This is a genomic window from Allorhizobium pseudoryzae (genome assembly GCF_011046245.1).
GTDB lineage: Bacteria > Pseudomonadota > Alphaproteobacteria > Rhizobiales > Rhizobiaceae > Neorhizobium > Neorhizobium pseudoryzae.
Window position 1 is genome coordinate 1,204,355 of record NZ_CP049241.1, and the last position, 16,426, is coordinate 1,220,780.

Below are 16,426 nucleotides of genomic sequence, written 5' to 3' on the forward strand. Positions count from 1 at the left end.
GCCGCTTTGCGCCAAGTAGGGTGTAAAACAGGACGTTAGCGCCCTTTTCATCCATGAGAGGTTGGGCTGAACGTTGGCCACCTGGCCTCTTCTCCCCATCGGGGAGAAGTCCCCGGCAGGGGGATGAGGGGACGAAGCCAAAATCGCGGGGCTGTGGTTCAAAGGTTTTCGCAGACCGCTGCGCGCAATTCCTCGACATAGGCGCCGTTGCAGCCTTCGAGCGCATTGTTGGAGAGGCTGACCACCGTGACGCCCTTCTCGGGCAAGATGAACCAGGTGTTGCCATAGACGCCGCCCCACTGGATGGCGCCGGCGGGGAGTGCCGTTGCCGCGGCCACGGGATCGGTGACGATCGCACCGAAATAACCGAACCGCTGGCCGGGATTGCCGGGCACGTCGCCGATCTGGTTGGAAAGGCCGGCTTCGGCCAGGTCTCGCGAGAACAGCGGATCGCCGCCGGTGCGGATGGTTTCGAGAAGCCGCATGACATCGCGCGCCGTTCCCGCCATGCCGGCACCGCCCGACTGGTAGGCCCGGGCGTTGAAAATCCGCGACGGCGAGAAATAGCCCTCGAAGCGGTCCGGCTTATGCGCGTACCAGGGATCCGGCATGCGCACCGGCCCATCGGGGGAATCGGCATAGGCGACGGCCAGGCGCGACAGGTCGGTAACGCGGAAGCGGGCGTCGCGCATCTGCAAGGTTTCCGCCACATGATGGACGACGGCATCTTCCAGCGGCGTGCCGTGCACCTTTTCCAGCACCGCGCCCAGCACATCGATGGCGGTGGAATAGGCCCATTGCGCGCCGGGCCGGAAGGCAAGCGTCGTGCCGCTGAGGCGCGAGAAGTTGTCCTCCAGCGAGAGAGTCGTATCGCTGAGCCCCTGGTTAACGGCGCGGTCCGGCGGAAGGCGCTCAAGGCTTGCGTCATAGGCAAGGCCAGACGTGTGGGTGATCAGATGCCTCACCCGTATATCTGCCGGCGAGCCATCCGGATCAAGCGGCCGGAACCAGGGCAGGTAATCGGCCACGGCATCGTCCAGCGTCAGAAGGCCGCGCTCGACCATGGCAAGCGTCGTGGCGGCCACGATCGGCTTGGTGACGGAGGCATAACGAAAGATGGTGTCGAGGCTGACCGGCACGCCGGCTTCGCGGTCCTGATAGCCGACGGCGCGCTCCAGAACGGGCTCGCCATCGCGGTAGATCAGCACCACGGCTCCCGTGATGCGACCGCTGGCTGTGACCTGATCGAGTAGAACATTCACACGATCCATGGACATCGGCCAGCACTCCGGGAAAAACAAAGGACGGATCATCTGTCCATGATCCGTCCTCGAAATTCAAGCCGTGAATTCGCGCAAAGAATTCAGTCGGGAATGTAAGCCTCAGGCAACCGCACGCGCGAGGGCGCAACGTGACCAGAGCTGATGCAGGGCGCCGACCAGATGCTCGATATCGGCATCCGAATGCAGCGGCGTCGGGGTGATGCGCAGGCGTTCGGTCTTGCGCGGCACCGTCGGATAGTTGATCGGCTGGACATAGATGTCCGAATGGTCGAGCAGAAGGTCCGAGATCCATTTGCACTTCGCCGCATCGCCCACCATCACCGGCACGATGTGGCTGGGGTTCGGCATATGCGGAATGCCGCGGGCATCGAGCGAGGCGCGCAGCTTGCGCACGCGGTCCTGGTGACGGGCGCGTTCGAACGGGCTCGCCTTCAGGTGGCGGATCGAGGCGACCGCCCCGGCGGCGAGCGCCGGCGGAAGCGCCGTCGTGAAGATGAAGCCGGAGGCAAACGAGCGGATGAAATCGCACACCGCATGCGAGCCGGTGATGTAACCACCCATCACGCCAAAGGCCTTGCCGAGCGTGCCTTCGATGATGGTGATTCGGTCCATCAGGCCTTCGCGCTCGGCAATGCCGCCACCGCGCGGGCCGTACATGCCAACCGCATGCACTTCATCGAGATAGGTCATGGCGCCGAATTCCTCGGCGAGATCACAGATGGCGCGGATCGGAGCGATATCGCCATCCATGGAATAGACGCTTTCAAACGCGATCAGCTTCGGCGCCTTCGGATCGGCCGCCTGCAGTTTGGCACGCAGATCGTCCAGATCGTTGTGTTTCCAGATGACGCGCTCGCACTTGCCGTGGCGGATGCCCTCGATCATTGAGGCGTGGTTCAGCGCGTCGGAGAAGATGATGAGGCCGGGGATCTTCTGGCCGAGCGTGCCAAGCGTCGCCCAGTTCGACATGTAGCCCGAATTGAAGATCAGGCCGGCTTCCTTGCCGTGCAGATCGGCCAGTTCCTGCTCCAAGAGGACGTGATAGTGGGTGGTGCCAGAAATATTCCGGGTGCCTCCCGCACCCGCGCCACAGTGATCGATCGCCTCATGCATGGCGGCGATCACGGCCGGATGCTGGCCCATGCCGAGATAATCGTTGGAACACCAGACGGTGACTTCGCGTTTGCCATCCGGAGTGTGTCGCGTCGCGCGCGGAAAATTACCGCGGTGCCGCTCGAGATCGGCGAAAACACGATAACGGCCTTCCTGATGAAGACTGTCCAGCTCGCCCTTGAAATATGCCTCGAAATCCATTCTCACACTCCAGAACCTGCCCTTTTTTGGGTCTCCACGCACACAGCGTCAACCCCGGCAGGCGCAATTCGCAGTCACCTGCGGCATTTGGCCCATTTTTTTGAACAATTCCAATTTGAATTTACGACACGATCCATAAGAGAAAGTTGATTCACATCAAGTTGAGCGCAAAAAGGGGCGACCGAAGCCGCCCCTTGCACATTTTAATGCCAAGTCAGGCGGCCTGTACGGCCCGTTTGGCCATGACGCGCACCAGATTGGCGCGATATTCCGATGTCGCATGCATATCCGACATCAGCATGCCCGGATCGACGGACACACCGGCAACCGATTCGGGCGACCAGGACGCCGCAAGCGCGGCCTCCATCTCTGCGACGCGGAAGACGCCGTTCGAGCCGGCGCCCGTCACCGCGACACGCACCCCGGTCGCAAACTTGGCGACAAAGACGCCGGTCAGCGCGTAACGCGAGGCCGGGTTGGCGAATTTGGCATAGCCCGCCTTTTCCGGCGCCTCGAAACGGATGGCGGTGATCATCTCCGCCTCGTCCAGTGCCGTCTCGAACATGCCGACGAAGAAGTCGTCGGCTGCAATCTCCCGCCGGTCGGTGACGATCGTGGCATTGAGGGCAAGCATGGCCGAGGGATAATCCGCCGCCGGGTCGTTGTTGGCGACCGAACCGCCGATCGTGCCCATGTGGCGCACATGCGGATCGCCGATCATGCCGGCGAGAGCGCAGATGGCCGGGCAAACGGCGCGCAGCGCCGCGGACGCCGCGACCTCCGCATGCGGGGTCCCCGCACCGATCCGCACGGCGCGCCCCTCGACGCTGATGCCCTTCAAATCGTTGATATGGCGCAGGTCGATCAGGTCCGAGGGTGCTGCAAGACGCTGTTTCATGGTGGCGATCAGCGTCATGCCGCCGGAGATGTAGCGCCCCTCCTCCTGGGAGGAGCGCAGGTTGACGGCCTCGCCGACAGAGGAGGCACGGTGGTAGCTGGTGGCATACATGGTGTTCTCTCCTCTTGTCTTATTCGGCGGCCATGCGCATGGAGGAGCCCTGCAGGGCGCTCCAGACTTTGAGCGGTGTGGCCGGCATGGTGAGATCATTGATGCCGATCGCATCGGTGATCGCATTCATCAGCGCCGGCGGCGAACCGATGGCGCCCGCTTCGCCGCAGCCCTTGATGCCGAGCGGATTGCCGGGGCACGGCGTGTTCTGGTGCGACAGGGTGAACGACGGCAGATCATCGGCGCGCGGCATGGCATAATCCATGTAGCTCGCGGTCAGGATCTGGCCCGTCTGCTCGTCGTAGCGCACCTCTTCCAGCAGCGCCTGTCCGATCCCCTGGGCAAGCCCGCCATGCACCTGCCCCTCGACGATCAGCGGATTGATGATATTGCCGAAATCATCCGCCGCGACAAACTGCAGGATCTCGGTCTTGCCGGTTTCCGGGTCGATTTCCACCTCGGCGATGTAACAGCCGGCCGGGAAGGTGAAGTTGGACGGGTCGTAGAAGGCGCCTTCCTTCAGGCCGGGTTCCATGCCGGCCGGCAGGTTGTGGGCGGTATAGGCGGCGAGCGCCACCTGGAACCAGGGCAGGCTCTTATCGGTGCCGGCCACCTTCAGCTCGCCGTTTTCGATGACAATGTCGCTCTCATCGGCCTCCATCAGGTGGGCGGCGATCTTCTTTGCCTTCATCTCCACCTTGTCGAGCGCCTTGACGATGGCCGACATGCCGACGGCGCCGGAGCGCGAACCATAGGTGCCCATGCCCATCTGTACCTTGTCGGTATCGCCATGCACGATGTTGACATTGGCGATCGGCACGCCGAGGCGATCCGCCACCAACTGAGCGAAGGTGGTTTCATGGCCCTGGCCATGGCTGTGCGAGCCGGTGAGCACTTCGATCGTGCCGACCGCATTGACCCGCACCTCCGCCGATTCCCAAAGGCCGACACCGGCGCCGAGCGAGCCGACCGCCTGGGACGGGGCAATCCCGCACGCCTCGATATAGCAGCTCATGCCGATACCGCGCTTCTTGCCGTGCGCTTCGGACTGTGCCCGGCGGGCCGGGAAACCATCCCAATCCGCCGCGGCCATGGCCGCCGAGAGCGAGGCTTCGTAATCGCCGGCGTCATAATTCATGATGACCGGCGTCTGGTAGGGGAAGCTACGGATGAAGTTCTTGCGGCGAAGCTCCGCCGGCGAAATGCCGAGTTCGCGCGCCGCCGTCTCCATGGTGCGTTCCAGCAGATAGGTGGCTTCCGGACGGCCGGCGCCACGATAGGCATCGACCGGCACCGTATTGGTATAGACGGTGCGGACATTGGCGTGGATGGCCGGGATGGCATATTGGCCAGAGAGAAGCGTCGCGTAGAGATAGGTCGGCACCGCCGACGAGAAGAGCGACATGTAGGCGCCGAGATTGGCGATCGTATCCACCTTCAAGCCGATGATGCGGTGGTCCTTGTCGAAGGCCATCTTCACCTTCGACACATGGTCGCGGCCATGCGCATCGGTAAGAAAGGCTTCGGTACGATCCGAGGTCCACTTGACCGGCACGCCGGTCTTCTTCGATGCCCAGAGACAGACGATCTCCTCCGGATAGATGTAGATCTTCGAGCCGAAACCGCCGCCGACATCCGGGGCAATGACGCGCAGCTTGTTTTCCGGCGCGACATTGTAGAAGGCGCTCATCACCAGACGCGCCACATGCGGGTTCTGGCTGGTGGTGTAGCAGGTGAAGTGATCCTCGGCGCTGTCATAGATGCCGAGCGTGGCGCGCGGCTCCATCGGGTTCGGCGACAGACGATTGTTCAGGATCTCAATCTCGGTGACATGCGCGGCCGACGCGATCGCCGCGTCGGTTGCGGCGCCGTCGCCGATCTGCCAGTCGAAGATGAGGTTGCCCGGCGCTTCCGGGTGGATCTGCGGCGCACCCTCACCGAGGGCGGCAAGCGATGTCGTCACCGCCGGCAGTTCCTCGTAATCGACGATCACGGCTTCCGCCGCATCGCGTGCTTCGGCAGCCGAATCCGCCACGACGATCGCCACCGCATCGCCGACATAGCGCACGGTATCGACGGCGAGCGGCCGCCAGGCGCCCATCTTCATCGGCGAGCCATCCTTTGAATGGATCATCCAGCCGCAGATGAGATTGCCGATACCATCGGCCTGCAACTGCTTGCCGTCCAGCACGTCGATGACGCCCGGCATGGCCTTCGCAGCCGATGCATCGATGCCGGTGATCCTGGCATGAGCATGCGGGCTGCGGACAAAATAGGAAAATTTCATACCCGGAACGATCATGTCGTCGGTGTAGCGGCCCTTGCCGGTCAGGAAGCGCTTGTCTTCCTTGCGGGCCACGCGTGCACCAATACCTTCCATGCCCATTTTCGTCTCCTCCAGAGAATAGGGATTAGGATGTAGGCAATAGGCAGTAGGGATTTTGCGCAATGGCGGCGTGCCGGGGACAAAGCCCCACCGGCGACTGCCTATTGCCTACTGCCTACTGCCTCACTCTGCGGCCTGCCGTGCAGCCCCATGCATCTCTTCATTGGCCGACAGCACCGCCTTGACGATGTTGTGATAGCCGGTGCACCGACAGATATTGCCTTCCAGTTCGTGGCGCACCGTCGCCTCGTCGAGATTGCCGCCGTGGCGGGCGATCATATCGACGGCGGTCATCACCATGCCGGGCGTGCAGAAGCCGCATTGCAGGCCGTGATGCTGGTTGAAGGCGGCCTGCACCGGATGCAGCTCGCCCTGGGCGGCGATACCTTCGATCGTCGTGACGGTGGAGCCGGAGGCCTGCACCGCTAGGATGGAACAGCTTTTGACAGACCTGCCATCCAGGTGCACGACACAGGCGCCGCACTGGGTGGTATCGCACCCCACATGCGTGCCGGTCAGCCCCAGCTTTTCCCGGATGAAATGCACGAGCAGCGTGCGGTCGTCGCACTCGCCCGACATCGTCCGGCCGTTCACCGTCAACGTCACTTTCGCCATATTGTCCTCCCGTTTGCCCTCTCGAAAAGGGCCGTGTCTCCTCAAACACAAGGCGCATCATTTGCCTTTTTTGGCAGAGGATCAACAGATAGTTTTCGGGGAGCGACCAAATGTCAGGGCGGGCGATTTCCACTTTCTCAGGAGAATCAGCCGGCGCTGATATGGACTTCCAGAAGGCGGACCTTATTCTTGCCTGTATGCGGGGAGATGACACCGTGCCGCGGTTCAGCGGCTAAAGAGCGGCGACACGCTCGTGACAAGTGGAGAGAGTGATGAAAAAGGCTTTGGTGCTAGTGGTGGTCGGCCTGACGATGGCAGGCTGCACGCAGACGGAACGCGGCGCAGGGATCGGTGCCGGTACGGGCGCAGTGATCGGCGGTCTCGCAACGGGCAATGTCCGCGGCGCAGCGGTCGGTGCTGCTGTCGGCGGCGTCAGCGGCGCGCTCATTGGCTCCGTCGCCGAACAGCCGGGCCAGTGCTACTACCGTGACCGTTACGGCCGCCGCTACATCGACAACTGCTGAGCAGCGACCATTGCATATTAGATGGAACGGGAAGGCTCCGGGCATGCGCCGGAGCCTTTTCGCGCCTCTGAGGCAGATGCGACACAGCCTGCCCGTGCATTTTCGTTTACATTAGGAAGAAGTGGAATGGGCAGGATGCCCGCAGCGTGGGAACGGCACACTGAGTACGAGCGATGACATGCCCGCGCCGGAACGCGTTTCACCTCTTCGCAAAGGCGGGCTCGTTGCGGCGCTTGCCGCAAGCCTGCTGGCGATGCCGCCGCTGGCCAGTGAAGCGCATGCGCTGAAGCTTTTCGGCATTACCCTGTTCGGCAGCGACGAGGACGAGGAAGCCGCCGAGGTGATCGACCCGGTCCGCTACGATGCTACCCTCAATTCGGAAGGGGCAGAAGGCGAACTGAAGGATCGCCTGGATACGGCCACATCGCTGGTCAATGACGAGGACCTGCCGGTCTCCGGCGATCTCGGCCTTGTCGTGAAAGCGCGGGAGGACCGGGAGCGGCTGGTCGCGGTGCTTTACGAAGAGGCCCGTTACGGCGGCGTCGTGCGCATCAGCATCGCCGGAACCGATCTCGACCGCCTGCCGCCCAATCCCGTTTTCGATCACAGCCAGCCGGTTCCGGTGACCGTGACCGTGGAGCCGGGCCCGGTCTTCACGCTCGGGCGGGTGACGCTCGCCGGCGATGCCGCTCGGCTGGATCCTGCCGCCTACGACCTCGAACCCGGCGGTTCCGCAGGTTCCGTCAAGATCATTCAGGCGGGAGAGCGCATCGTGCGCGACCTGAAGGCCGAGGGTCGGCCGCTGGCGGAACTGACGGACCGCAGCGTCGTGGCCGACCATGCCAGCCGCACCGTCGATGTGACGATCTCGGCACGGGGCGGCCCGGTGGCGCCGCTCGGCGAGGTTGCCGTGAAGGGATCGCGGGCAGTCGATGCAAACTTCATCCGCCGCTACTCGCGCCTCGACGACAACCAGCGTTATTCTCCCGACCAGTTGCGCAAGGCCGGCGAGCGGCTGCGCGAACTCGGCGTCTTTTCCAGCGTCAGCATTCGCGAAGCGGAGGCACTAGCACCGGATGGCACCTTGCCGCTGACGATCGAAGTGTCCGAAGGCAAGTTCCGCTATTTCGGTTTTGGCGCGGAATACTCCTCGATCGATGGCGCCGGCCTCTCCGGTTACTGGGGCCACCGCAACCTGTTCGGCGAGGCGGAATCGCTGAGGATCGAAGGCAAGGTCTCCGGCATCGGCGCCACCACCGATTATACGACCTTCGACTATTCGGCGGGGATCTTCTTCACCAAGCCGGGGATCTTCATGCCCCGCATGACGCTCGATGCGAGCCTGGAGGGCGAACGGGAGACGCCGGACGTCTATACGGCCAACACCATCAGCGCAAAGGCGCTTTTATCTTACGAACTGAGCGACCAGGACATCATCAAGGGTGGTGGCGACATTACCTGGAGCAAGACCGAAGACGCCTTCGGCAACAACACCTACCTGACCTTTTCCACTCCGCTCTCCTTCGAACGGGATGCACGCGACAACAAGCTGAACCCGACGGAAGGATACCGCGCGACGCTTGCCGCGCAGCCGAGCTACGAGGCTTATGGCGGCACCGTCTTCTCCTCCTTCGAAGGCTCGATTTCGGGCTATCTCGGGCTCGGCGAGGAGGATCGCGTGGTTCTCGCCGGGCGTCTCGCCGCTGGCTCGATCGTCGGCGCCGACCGGTTGAAGGACATCCCCACCACGCGGCGCTTCTTTGCCGGCGGCGGCGGTTCGGTGCGCGGCTATGCCTACCGGGAAATCTCCCCCTACACGGCGGAGAACGAGGCCACAGGCGGCCGCTCCTATGCCACGGCCTCGTTCGAGGCTCGCATCACGGTGACGGAAAAGGTTGGGATCGTTCCTTTTTTCGACATCGGAAGCGTCTCGAACGAAATCGTGCCCAATTTCTCAGATATCCGCATGGGCGCAGGCCTTGGCCTGCGTTACGCCACCCCGTTTGGTCCGCTGCGGCTCGATGTTGCGCTGCCTCTGGACCGCTATAAAGGTGGTAGCGCATACGGTATTTATGCGGGCATCGGACAATCATTCTGATGTCGAAATATCACGAGGATCAGGATACATACGTCCGGCAGTTAGAAGGTTGAACCCGCGTTCATGTCATCATCATCCCGCCTGACGTCAGGGATCGCCCGCATTGCGCTTGCCGCGATGGCGCTCCTGCTCGTGGTGGCGCTGGGCTTCATCCTGTTCATCGGCTTCCTGCCCGCCGGCGGTCAACTGGCCGGCCGGCTGATCAGTTCGCTGGCCTCCGGGCCGGATCGCGGTGTGACGATCACCGCGCCGCGCGGCCTCCTGACCGGTAACCTGCATGTGGACAGTGTGGCCTTGTCCGACAGCCAGGGTGTCTATGCCCGGGCCGAAGACATTGCCGTCGATTGGTCGCCGCTCTCGCTTCTGCGCGGCACGTTCCATGCCGACAGCATCCGGATCGACAAACTGACGGTCAACCGGGCGCCGATCGCCGTCGAGCAGCCGCAAACGCAGAGCCAGGAGAGCTCCGGCGGCGGCTTTTCGCTTCCCGTGGCCGTGAAAGTAGACCGCTTTGAGCTGCCCAATATCGATCTGCAGCCGGAACTCGCCGGCCGGTCCTTCCAGCTTGCGGCAGAGGGATCTGCTGATGCAACGGACGAGCGCATCGGCCTGCAGCTGTCTGCACGGCGCAAGGATGTGCCGAACGCGCTTGCCAAGACGGATCTCGTCTTCGCCCCCGGCCAGAACGAACTGAAACTGCAGGCCCTGGTCTCCGAGCCGCAGGGCGGTCTTCTGGCCCGCCTTCTGCACCTACCGGGCGCGCCTTCCCTGGCGCTGGCGCTCGACGGGCGCGGTCCGCTGTCCAACTGGACGGGCGAACTGCGCGGCACGGTGGATGGCAAGCCCGTCATCAGCATCGACGGCCAGCATGTCATCACACAGCAGGCGGCCCACAGCATCCATATCGAGGGCGGTGGCCAGCTCGCCGAACTGCTGCCTCCGACGATCCGCCCGCTGTTTGCCGGCCGCACTGACGTGGTGCTGACGGCCAATATTGGCAACAACGGCCGGATCGAGATCAAGAACGGGACGCTCGCCAACGATGCCGTGAAGCTGTCGGCATCCGGCGCGCTCGATCCGTCCGGAGACAACAGCCTGACCGGCAGCATGACCGCGGCCAACGGTCCGGTGCAGATCGAATGGCCGCTCGCTGGCGCGCCGGCGCGATTTGCCCTCGACAACCTGAACTTCACCCTGACCGGACCGGCGGAATCCTCGCGCTTCAACGCCACGGCAGCACTCCGTTCGGCGACCGTCGAGGGTGCGCATCTCGGGCAGATCCGGCTGCAGGCCGAAAGCGAGGACCTGAACCTCGTGACCTATGCGGGCAGCATCCGCACCCGCCTGACCGCCGCCCAGGCCGATTTCGACGAACCGAACCTCGACCGGCTGATCGACGGCCCGATCCGCCTTGATGCGCCGATCAGGCTCGCCATGCCGGCGATCGGGCTCGATGCCGCCACCTTCGAAAGCGCCAACCTCTCCGGCACGGTGAGCGGCGCCTACAACCAGTCGAAACAGTCGGTCACCGGCAATATTCGTCTTTCGCTCAATCCGGCCGGTCTTCCCGATGCCGTGGGCCGCAATTTCAGCGAGTCGATCGGCCTCGAAGGCTATATCGACAGCATCATCGGCGGCAAGTTGAGCCTCGAGAACATTGTGCTGAAATCGAACCTGCTCGATGGCCACGGCAATGTCGCGTTCGAAAACGGCAAGCTGCAGGGGCAACTGGCCGGCCGCATCGCCGATATTGCCAAGCTGCGCAAGGATGCCAAGGGTGCGGTCGGTTACGATATCAGCGTTTCCGGCCCGCTTGATGCCATCGCGCTGAAAACTGTTCTGAATGCCGCCGATCTGCGCATCAGCGGCCACACACTGCAGGCCCTGAGCGCGCAGGTGGAAGCCACGACGGCAACCGAGGGGTTGAAGGGCACTGTGCTTGCAACGGCAATGCTCGATACCAAGCCGGTCCGTCTGGAAGGCACGGTCAACCAGGCCAATGGTCTCCTGTCCATCTCGCAGATCAGCCTGGAAGCCGGTGCCAACCGCCTGACGGGAGCGCTTGAGCTGTCGGAGAGCTTCCTGCCCGCCGGGCAGCTGAATTTCGATCTGCCGGAAATCGGCGTTCTGGCAGGCCTTGCCGGACAAAAGGCGGAAGGCGACCTGAAGGGCAGCGTGACGCTGACGAATGCCGCGGGCGTTCCGGCCGCGACCATCACTGCCAGCGGCGAGATGCTGACGGCGCAAGGTGCAACGCTTGCCAAGCCCCAGGTCGATCTTGCCAGCACGGATCTTAGAAACCTTGCGCTTCAGGGCACGCTTCGCGCCGATCAGCTGTCGGTCGGTGGTCAGACACTGTCCGGTCTTGCCCTCTCCCTGTCGCAGGACGGCAGCCGTACGGCATTCGATCTGGGTGCCACCTATTCCGATGCGCCGCTGACGCTCTCCGGGAGCCTGACCCGTCTGCCGGAAAGCGGCGATCTGACGCTCAGCCTCGACCGCTTTCAGGCAGCACCGGGCGGCGTTGCGGTGGCACTCTCCGAGCCCTCCGAGATCCGCGTGCAAAGCGGCAACGTCGTGCTCGATCCGATCCGGCTCACCGTGGGCGGCGGACAGGTGATCGTGGAAGGCAGCGCTGCCGATCAGCTGAACCTCGCCATGCGCATCAACAAGCTGCCGGCAGCGCTCGCCAACGGTTTCGTTCCCGATCTCGGGGCGGAGGGCGATATTGGCGGCGTCGTGACCCTCGGCGGTCCTTCCGCAAAACCGGTCATCCGCTACAGCCTTGCCTGGGACAATGCGAAGGTCTCCCAGACCCGCACTCTCGATCTCGGCCCCTTCGGCCTCTCGCTTCGTGGGCGCTACGAAACCGGCACCGCGACCATCGATGAAGCCGTGCTGGAGGGTAAAGACGGGCTTTCCGCCCGGGCCTCCGGCAGTGTTGCAACGGCGAGCCCCGGCAAACTGGACCTCAAGCTCGACCTGAACGCCATGCCGGCGGCAATCGCCAACCGGTTCCGGCCGGAATTGCAGGCGGAAGGCGTGGTCTCGGGCGCCGCGCAGATGTCCGGAAGTTTTGCGACCCCTCAAGTGCGCTTCGATCTCGCACTCAAGGAGGGCTCGACTGTCGGGACGCGCAAGGCGGGCCTTGTCGCTCTTGCCGCCACCGCCACCGGAAGTTTCGAGAACAACACCGTCGCCGTTCAACAGATGACGATCAGCGGCGGCGATGGCGTTTCGGCCCGCGCCACCGGCTCGCTGAACCTCAGCGGAGACCGACCGATCAGCCTTGACGCCACGATCGATGCGCTGCCGGCAAACCTGATCGACATCGCGCGTCCTGATCTTGGCGCGCAAGGCACACTGAAGGGCACGGCGACCGTTGCCGGCACGCTCTCAGCGCCTCAGGCCGAGTTCAACCTGGCCTGGACGGATGGCACGCTTGCCCAGACCCGCAGCGCCAATCTCGGGCCGCTGTCCCTGACCGCCGCCGGACGGTTTGCCGATCAGACACTCACCCTCAACGAGGCGCGGCTTGGCGGAGAGAACGGCATCGCCATGACGGCCAGCGGAACGGCGGGCATTGCGCTCGGCGCACCGCTCAACATCACGGCCGAGTTCAACCAGCTGCCGGCGTCGCTTGCCAATATCGCACGACCGGACCTCGACGCCGCCGGCCGGCTGAACGGATCCCTCACCGCAAGCGGCACGCTGGAAGCACCCGATCTCCGCTATGATGTGCGTCTGGCCGATGGTTCGACCGCTCAGACCCGGCAGGCGGGCGTCAACGCCATCGATGCCAGCGCCCGAGGAAGCTTCACCGGCGGCCTGTTGACCCTCGACGAAACGGCCATGAGCGACCCATCCGGTCTGTCGGTCAGCGCTAAGGGACGGGTTCAGCTGGCCGATGAGCAACCGCCGACGCTCGATGTGAACGCCTCCATTGCGGCCCTTCCGGCAAACCTCGCCAATGCCTTCGCGCCGGATCTGGGCGCAACGGGCATGGTGTCCGGAACGGTATCTTCCACAGGCACGCCCGACGCGCCCGCGACGCAGTTCGACCTGGCCTGGCAGGATGCCGGACTGGCGCTGACCCGCAGCGCCGGCCTTGCCGGGCTTTCTGTGCGCACCCGCGGCTCGCTGGTCAACGGCACGCTGACACTGGACGAAGCCAGCCTCGACGGTCCTTCGGGTCTGTCCGCAACCGCCAGCGGCACCGTTGGCCTGGCGGGCGAGCGTCCGCTGAACCTCACGGCAGAGCTGCGTTCAGTTCCCGCCGACCTCGCCAACACCTTCCTGCCCGGCATCCGGGCCGGTGGCACGATCACCGGCAACGCCACAGTGACCGGCACGGTTGCCAACCCCAACGCCAGCTATGACCTGCAATGGGCCGACGGCGTGATCCAGCGCCAGGGCGACGCGGGCATCCGCGGCCTGAACCTGCGCACCGCCGGCAGCTTTGCCGACAATCGGTTGACCCTGAAGGATACGCGGCTGACGGGGCCGGACGGATTGTCCGTGACTGCCGATGGCAGCGTCGCCTTTGGCGACAATGGTCCGCAGCCGAACCTCAATGCCGAGATCAATGCCCTGCCGGCCCGCCTTGCTAATGCCTTCCAGCCGGGGCTGGACGCCACAGGCACGGTGTCCGGACGCCTGTCTGCCCTGCCGGCGAACGGTGCCAGCGGCGGACGTTTCGACCTCCGGTGGAATGGGGCCTCGGTTGCGCAGACGCGAAGCGCCGGCCTTGCCCCCTTCGATATCACGGCATCGGGCACGCTCGGCAGCCAGCAAGTGCAGTTCGAAACCCGGCTCAGCGGCGCAAGCGGCCTCAACGTGACCGGCAGCGGCACTGTCGGCCTCACCGGCGACCGCGCGCTCAATGTCCGCGTCGAGGGCAGTCTGCCCTTTGCTCTCGCGGCAGCGCAGCTTTCGGGTCAGGGACTGGCGCTGGAGGGCGCAGCCAATGTCAATGTGAGTATTGGCGGCACGGCCGCGGCACCGGCGATTACCGGTACCGCCTCCACAACGGGCGCACAGCTGATCGATGTCCGCCGCAATCTTGCGCTCAACGGCATCAATGCCAGCGTGACCTTCAACCGCGACACGGCGACGATCTCCCGCCTGACGGCAGAGGTCTCCACCGGCGGCACCGTTTCGCTGCAGGGATCCATCGGTCTCCGCGACGGTTACGCCGCCGATCTGCGCATCGTTCTGGACAACGCCACCTATGTCGATGGCAATCTGGTGACGGCGACGGTGAACGGCACGTTGAACCTGAGCGGTCCGCTGACGGGAGCACCGACCCTCTCCGGCGAGATCGCCCTGGTGCGCGCCAACATCACCGTGCCCGCCTCGCTGCCGGCATCGCTTGCGCAGATCGATGTCAAACATGTCAACGCGCCGCCGGATGTGCGGGCGCTGCTGGCGAGCCTCGCCCCGAAAGGCGGCAGCGGAACGAGCGCCGGCATCAATCTCGACCTGACGCTGCGCGCGCCGAACGGGATCTTCGTGCGTGGTCGCGGCATCGATGCGGAATTGGGCGGCGCGCTGACCATCCGCGGCACGACGGCAGCCCCCAATGTGGCCGGCGCCTTCGAGATGCGGCGCGGCCGGATCGTGATCCTGACCAAGCGGCTGGACTTCACCAGCGGACGCATCACCTTCGGCGGCAGCCTCATTCCCGTGCTGGATCTGGCGGCCACCACGAGTTCCGGCCAGACCACGATCACCATCACGGTGACGGGCGTGGCCAACGATCCGGAGATCGGCTTCAGTTCGTCGCCTTCGCTGCCGCAGGACGAGATCCTGGCGCAGTTGATCTTCGGGCAGTCGCTGTCGCGGCTCTCGGCCCTGCAGATCGCCCAGCTGGCCGATGCCGTCGCCCAGCTGGCCGGCGGCGGAGACAATTCCCTCCTGCAGTCGCTGCGGTCCAGCCTCGGGGTGGACGATCTCGACATCAAGACCGACGAGGCCGGGCAGACGAGCGTGTCGATTGGGCGCCGGCTGAACAACCGCACCTATCTGCAGCTCGAACAGGGCGGCAGCGGCGGCGCGCGCGCAACGATCAATCTCGACATCGGGCGCGGAGTGAAGCTGAAAGGATCGGCCGGCAGCGATGGCGGCTCGGGCGGGATTTTCTACGAGAAAGAATATTAACCGGAAAATCGTCCAGCACGCGCTTCGGGATAATACCCTAAAGCGTGTCGCATTTATTTTGCCTCATATCCTGCTGCGCGGAAAAAGTTTCTGCATTCGGTGACGGAGAAGAGGCTGATGATGTCGCCGAGGGCTTGGGCAATCGCATCGAAGCTTCTGGCGGCTCGCTTTCGTAAGAGCGCCTTGAGCTTTGAGAACGCCATTTCGATGGGGTTCAGGTCCGGTGAATAGGGCGGCAGGAAGAGCAGCCAGGCGCCCTTCGCCTTGACCAGCTGCTCGGCTTTCTCGCTTTTGTGGAAGCCGACATTGTCGAGGATGACAACATCGCCGGGCGACAGTGTCGGCGCAAGCTGTGTTTCGATCCATGTTTCGAAGATGCGGCCGTTCATGGGCCCCTCGACGATCCACGGCGCGGTCAGGCCATGGCAGCGCAGTCCGGCGATGAATGTCTGCGTCTTCCAGTGGCCAAAGGGAGCGTAAGCCGCAAAGCGGCTGCCTTTGGCAGACCATCCGGTGCGCTTCGTCAGGCGGGTATTCGTGGACGTCTCATCGATAAAGATGAGCCGGGACAACGCTTTGTTGAAGAACCGCTTTCGGCGGTTGATCCAAAGATCACGCGCCTTGGCGATCTCCGGTCTGCGCTGCTCGCTTGCCTTGAGGCTTTTTTTTATTGCTCAGCCCAAGCTGGTGTAGAAACCGCCCGACGGTGGCGCGGTGGACGTCGATACCGCGCTCGGCCAGTTCGAGACACAGTTCGTCCAGGGTCACTTCGCCATGCAGAGCAACGCGCTCGCTGATCCACTCCGCATGAGGCGAAAGTTTACTGCCAGGCGGATGGCCCTGTCTGGCGGGGCGAAGAGAACCAGAGGAACGATGCAGGATCATCATGTTGTTGACGAACCGGGGCGAAACCCGGAAATGCCGGGCGGCTTCCCGATTGCTATTGCCTTCGTTCACAAATGCAACGACACGCTCACGCAACTCCATCGGATGCGGCTTGCCCATGGCGCTTCTCCTTCCATGGGCAAATGAATCATA

At 63.9% G+C, this 16,426-nt stretch carries 9 protein-coding genes; 3 read left to right on the forward strand and 6 right to left on the reverse strand.

The window, feature by feature from the left end; translation table 11 throughout:
* Positions 1-158: 158 nt before the first annotated feature.
* From G6N78_RS05985 to G6N78_RS06005, 5 genes are all read right to left on the reverse strand, one after another.
* Positions 159-1,277: a serine hydrolase domain-containing protein gene (locus G6N78_RS05985; protein WP_165216534.1), complete on the reverse strand. Its 1,119-nt coding sequence runs from the start codon at positions 1,275-1,277 to the stop codon at positions 159-161.
* A 105-nt stretch (positions 1,278-1,382) separates the two neighbouring features.
* Complete coding sequence (hemA, locus tag G6N78_RS05990; protein ID WP_165216536.1) at positions 1,383-2,597, reverse strand: 5-aminolevulinate synthase; 1,215 nt, start codon at positions 2,595-2,597, stop codon at positions 1,383-1,385.
* Positions 2,598-2,811: 214 nt separating this feature from the next.
* On the reverse strand, positions 2,812-3,606 hold the full coding sequence (locus G6N78_RS05995; protein ID WP_165216538.1) for an FAD binding domain-containing protein: 795 nt from the start codon (positions 3,604-3,606) through the stop codon (positions 2,812-2,814).
* A 19-nt stretch (positions 3,607-3,625) separates the two neighbouring features.
* Complete coding sequence (locus tag G6N78_RS06000; protein ID WP_165216539.1) at positions 3,626-5,992, reverse strand: xanthine dehydrogenase family protein molybdopterin-binding subunit; 2,367 nt, start codon at positions 5,990-5,992, stop codon at positions 3,626-3,628.
* A gap of 123 nt (positions 5,993-6,115) precedes the next feature.
* Positions 6,116-6,607 (reverse strand): (2Fe-2S)-binding protein, encoded by a 492-nt coding sequence (locus G6N78_RS06005; protein ID WP_165216541.1) that lies wholly within the window; start codon positions 6,605-6,607, stop codon positions 6,116-6,118.
* A gap of 272 nt (positions 6,608-6,879) precedes the next feature.
* Here G6N78_RS06005 and G6N78_RS06010 point away from each other — a divergent pair, with 272 nt between their 5' ends.
* The 3 genes from G6N78_RS06010 (at position 6,880) to G6N78_RS06020 (ending at position 15,388) form a co-directional block, all read left to right on the forward strand.
* On the forward strand, positions 6,880-7,131 hold the full coding sequence (locus G6N78_RS06010) for a YMGG-like glycine zipper-containing protein (protein ID WP_165216543.1): 252 nt from the start codon (positions 6,880-6,882) through the stop codon (positions 7,129-7,131).
* Positions 7,132-7,309: 178 nt separating this feature from the next.
* Positions 7,310-9,229 (forward strand): autotransporter assembly complex protein TamA, encoded by a 1,920-nt coding sequence (locus tag G6N78_RS06015; protein ID WP_206531610.1) that lies wholly within the window; start codon positions 7,310-7,312, stop codon positions 9,227-9,229.
* A gap of 63 nt (positions 9,230-9,292) precedes the next feature.
* Positions 9,293-15,388, forward strand: a complete 6,096-nt coding sequence (locus G6N78_RS06020; protein WP_165216545.1) for a translocation/assembly module TamB domain-containing protein — start codon at positions 9,293-9,295, stop codon at positions 15,386-15,388.
* Positions 15,389-15,441: 53 nt separating this feature from the next.
* Here the strand turns inward: G6N78_RS06020 and G6N78_RS06025 are convergent.
* Positions 15,442-16,393, reverse strand: a protein-coding gene (locus G6N78_RS06025) for an IS630 family transposase (protein ID WP_165216547.1) whose coding sequence is annotated in 2 segments (ribosomal slippage) — positions 15,442-16,059 and positions 16,061-16,393 — 951 coding nt in all. Because the reading frame shifts where the segments join, the coding sequence is not laid out codon by codon here.
* Between the last annotated feature and the right edge of the window lie 33 nt (positions 16,394-16,426).

Excerpts from the sequence above, each read along its gene's own strand:
- G6N78_RS05985 (WP_165216534.1), bottom strand. The coding sequence starts at position 1,277 with ATGTCCATGGATCGTGTGAATGTTCTACTCGATCAGGTCACAGCCAGC.
- hemA (WP_165216536.1), bottom strand. The coding sequence starts at position 2,597 with ATGGATTTCGAGGCATATTTCAAGGGCGAGCTGGACAGTCTTCATCAG.
- G6N78_RS05995 (WP_165216538.1), bottom strand. The coding sequence starts at position 3,606 with ATGTATGCCACCAGCTACCACCGTGCCTCCTCTGTCGGCGAGGCCGTC.
- G6N78_RS06000 (WP_165216539.1), bottom strand. The coding sequence starts at position 5,992 with ATGGGCATGGAAGGTATTGGTGCACGCGTGGCCCGCAAGGAAGACAAG.
- G6N78_RS06005 (WP_165216541.1), bottom strand. The coding sequence starts at position 6,607 with ATGGCGAAAGTGACGTTGACGGTGAACGGCCGGACGATGTCGGGCGAG.
- G6N78_RS06010 (WP_165216543.1), top strand. The coding sequence starts at position 6,880 with ATGAAAAAGGCTTTGGTGCTAGTGGTGGTCGGCCTGACGATGGCAGGC.
- G6N78_RS06015 (WP_206531610.1), top strand. The coding sequence starts at position 7,310 with ATGCCCGCGCCGGAACGCGTTTCACCTCTTCGCAAAGGCGGGCTCGTT.
- G6N78_RS06020 (WP_165216545.1), top strand. The coding sequence starts at position 9,293 with ATGTCATCATCATCCCGCCTGACGTCAGGGATCGCCCGCATTGCGCTT.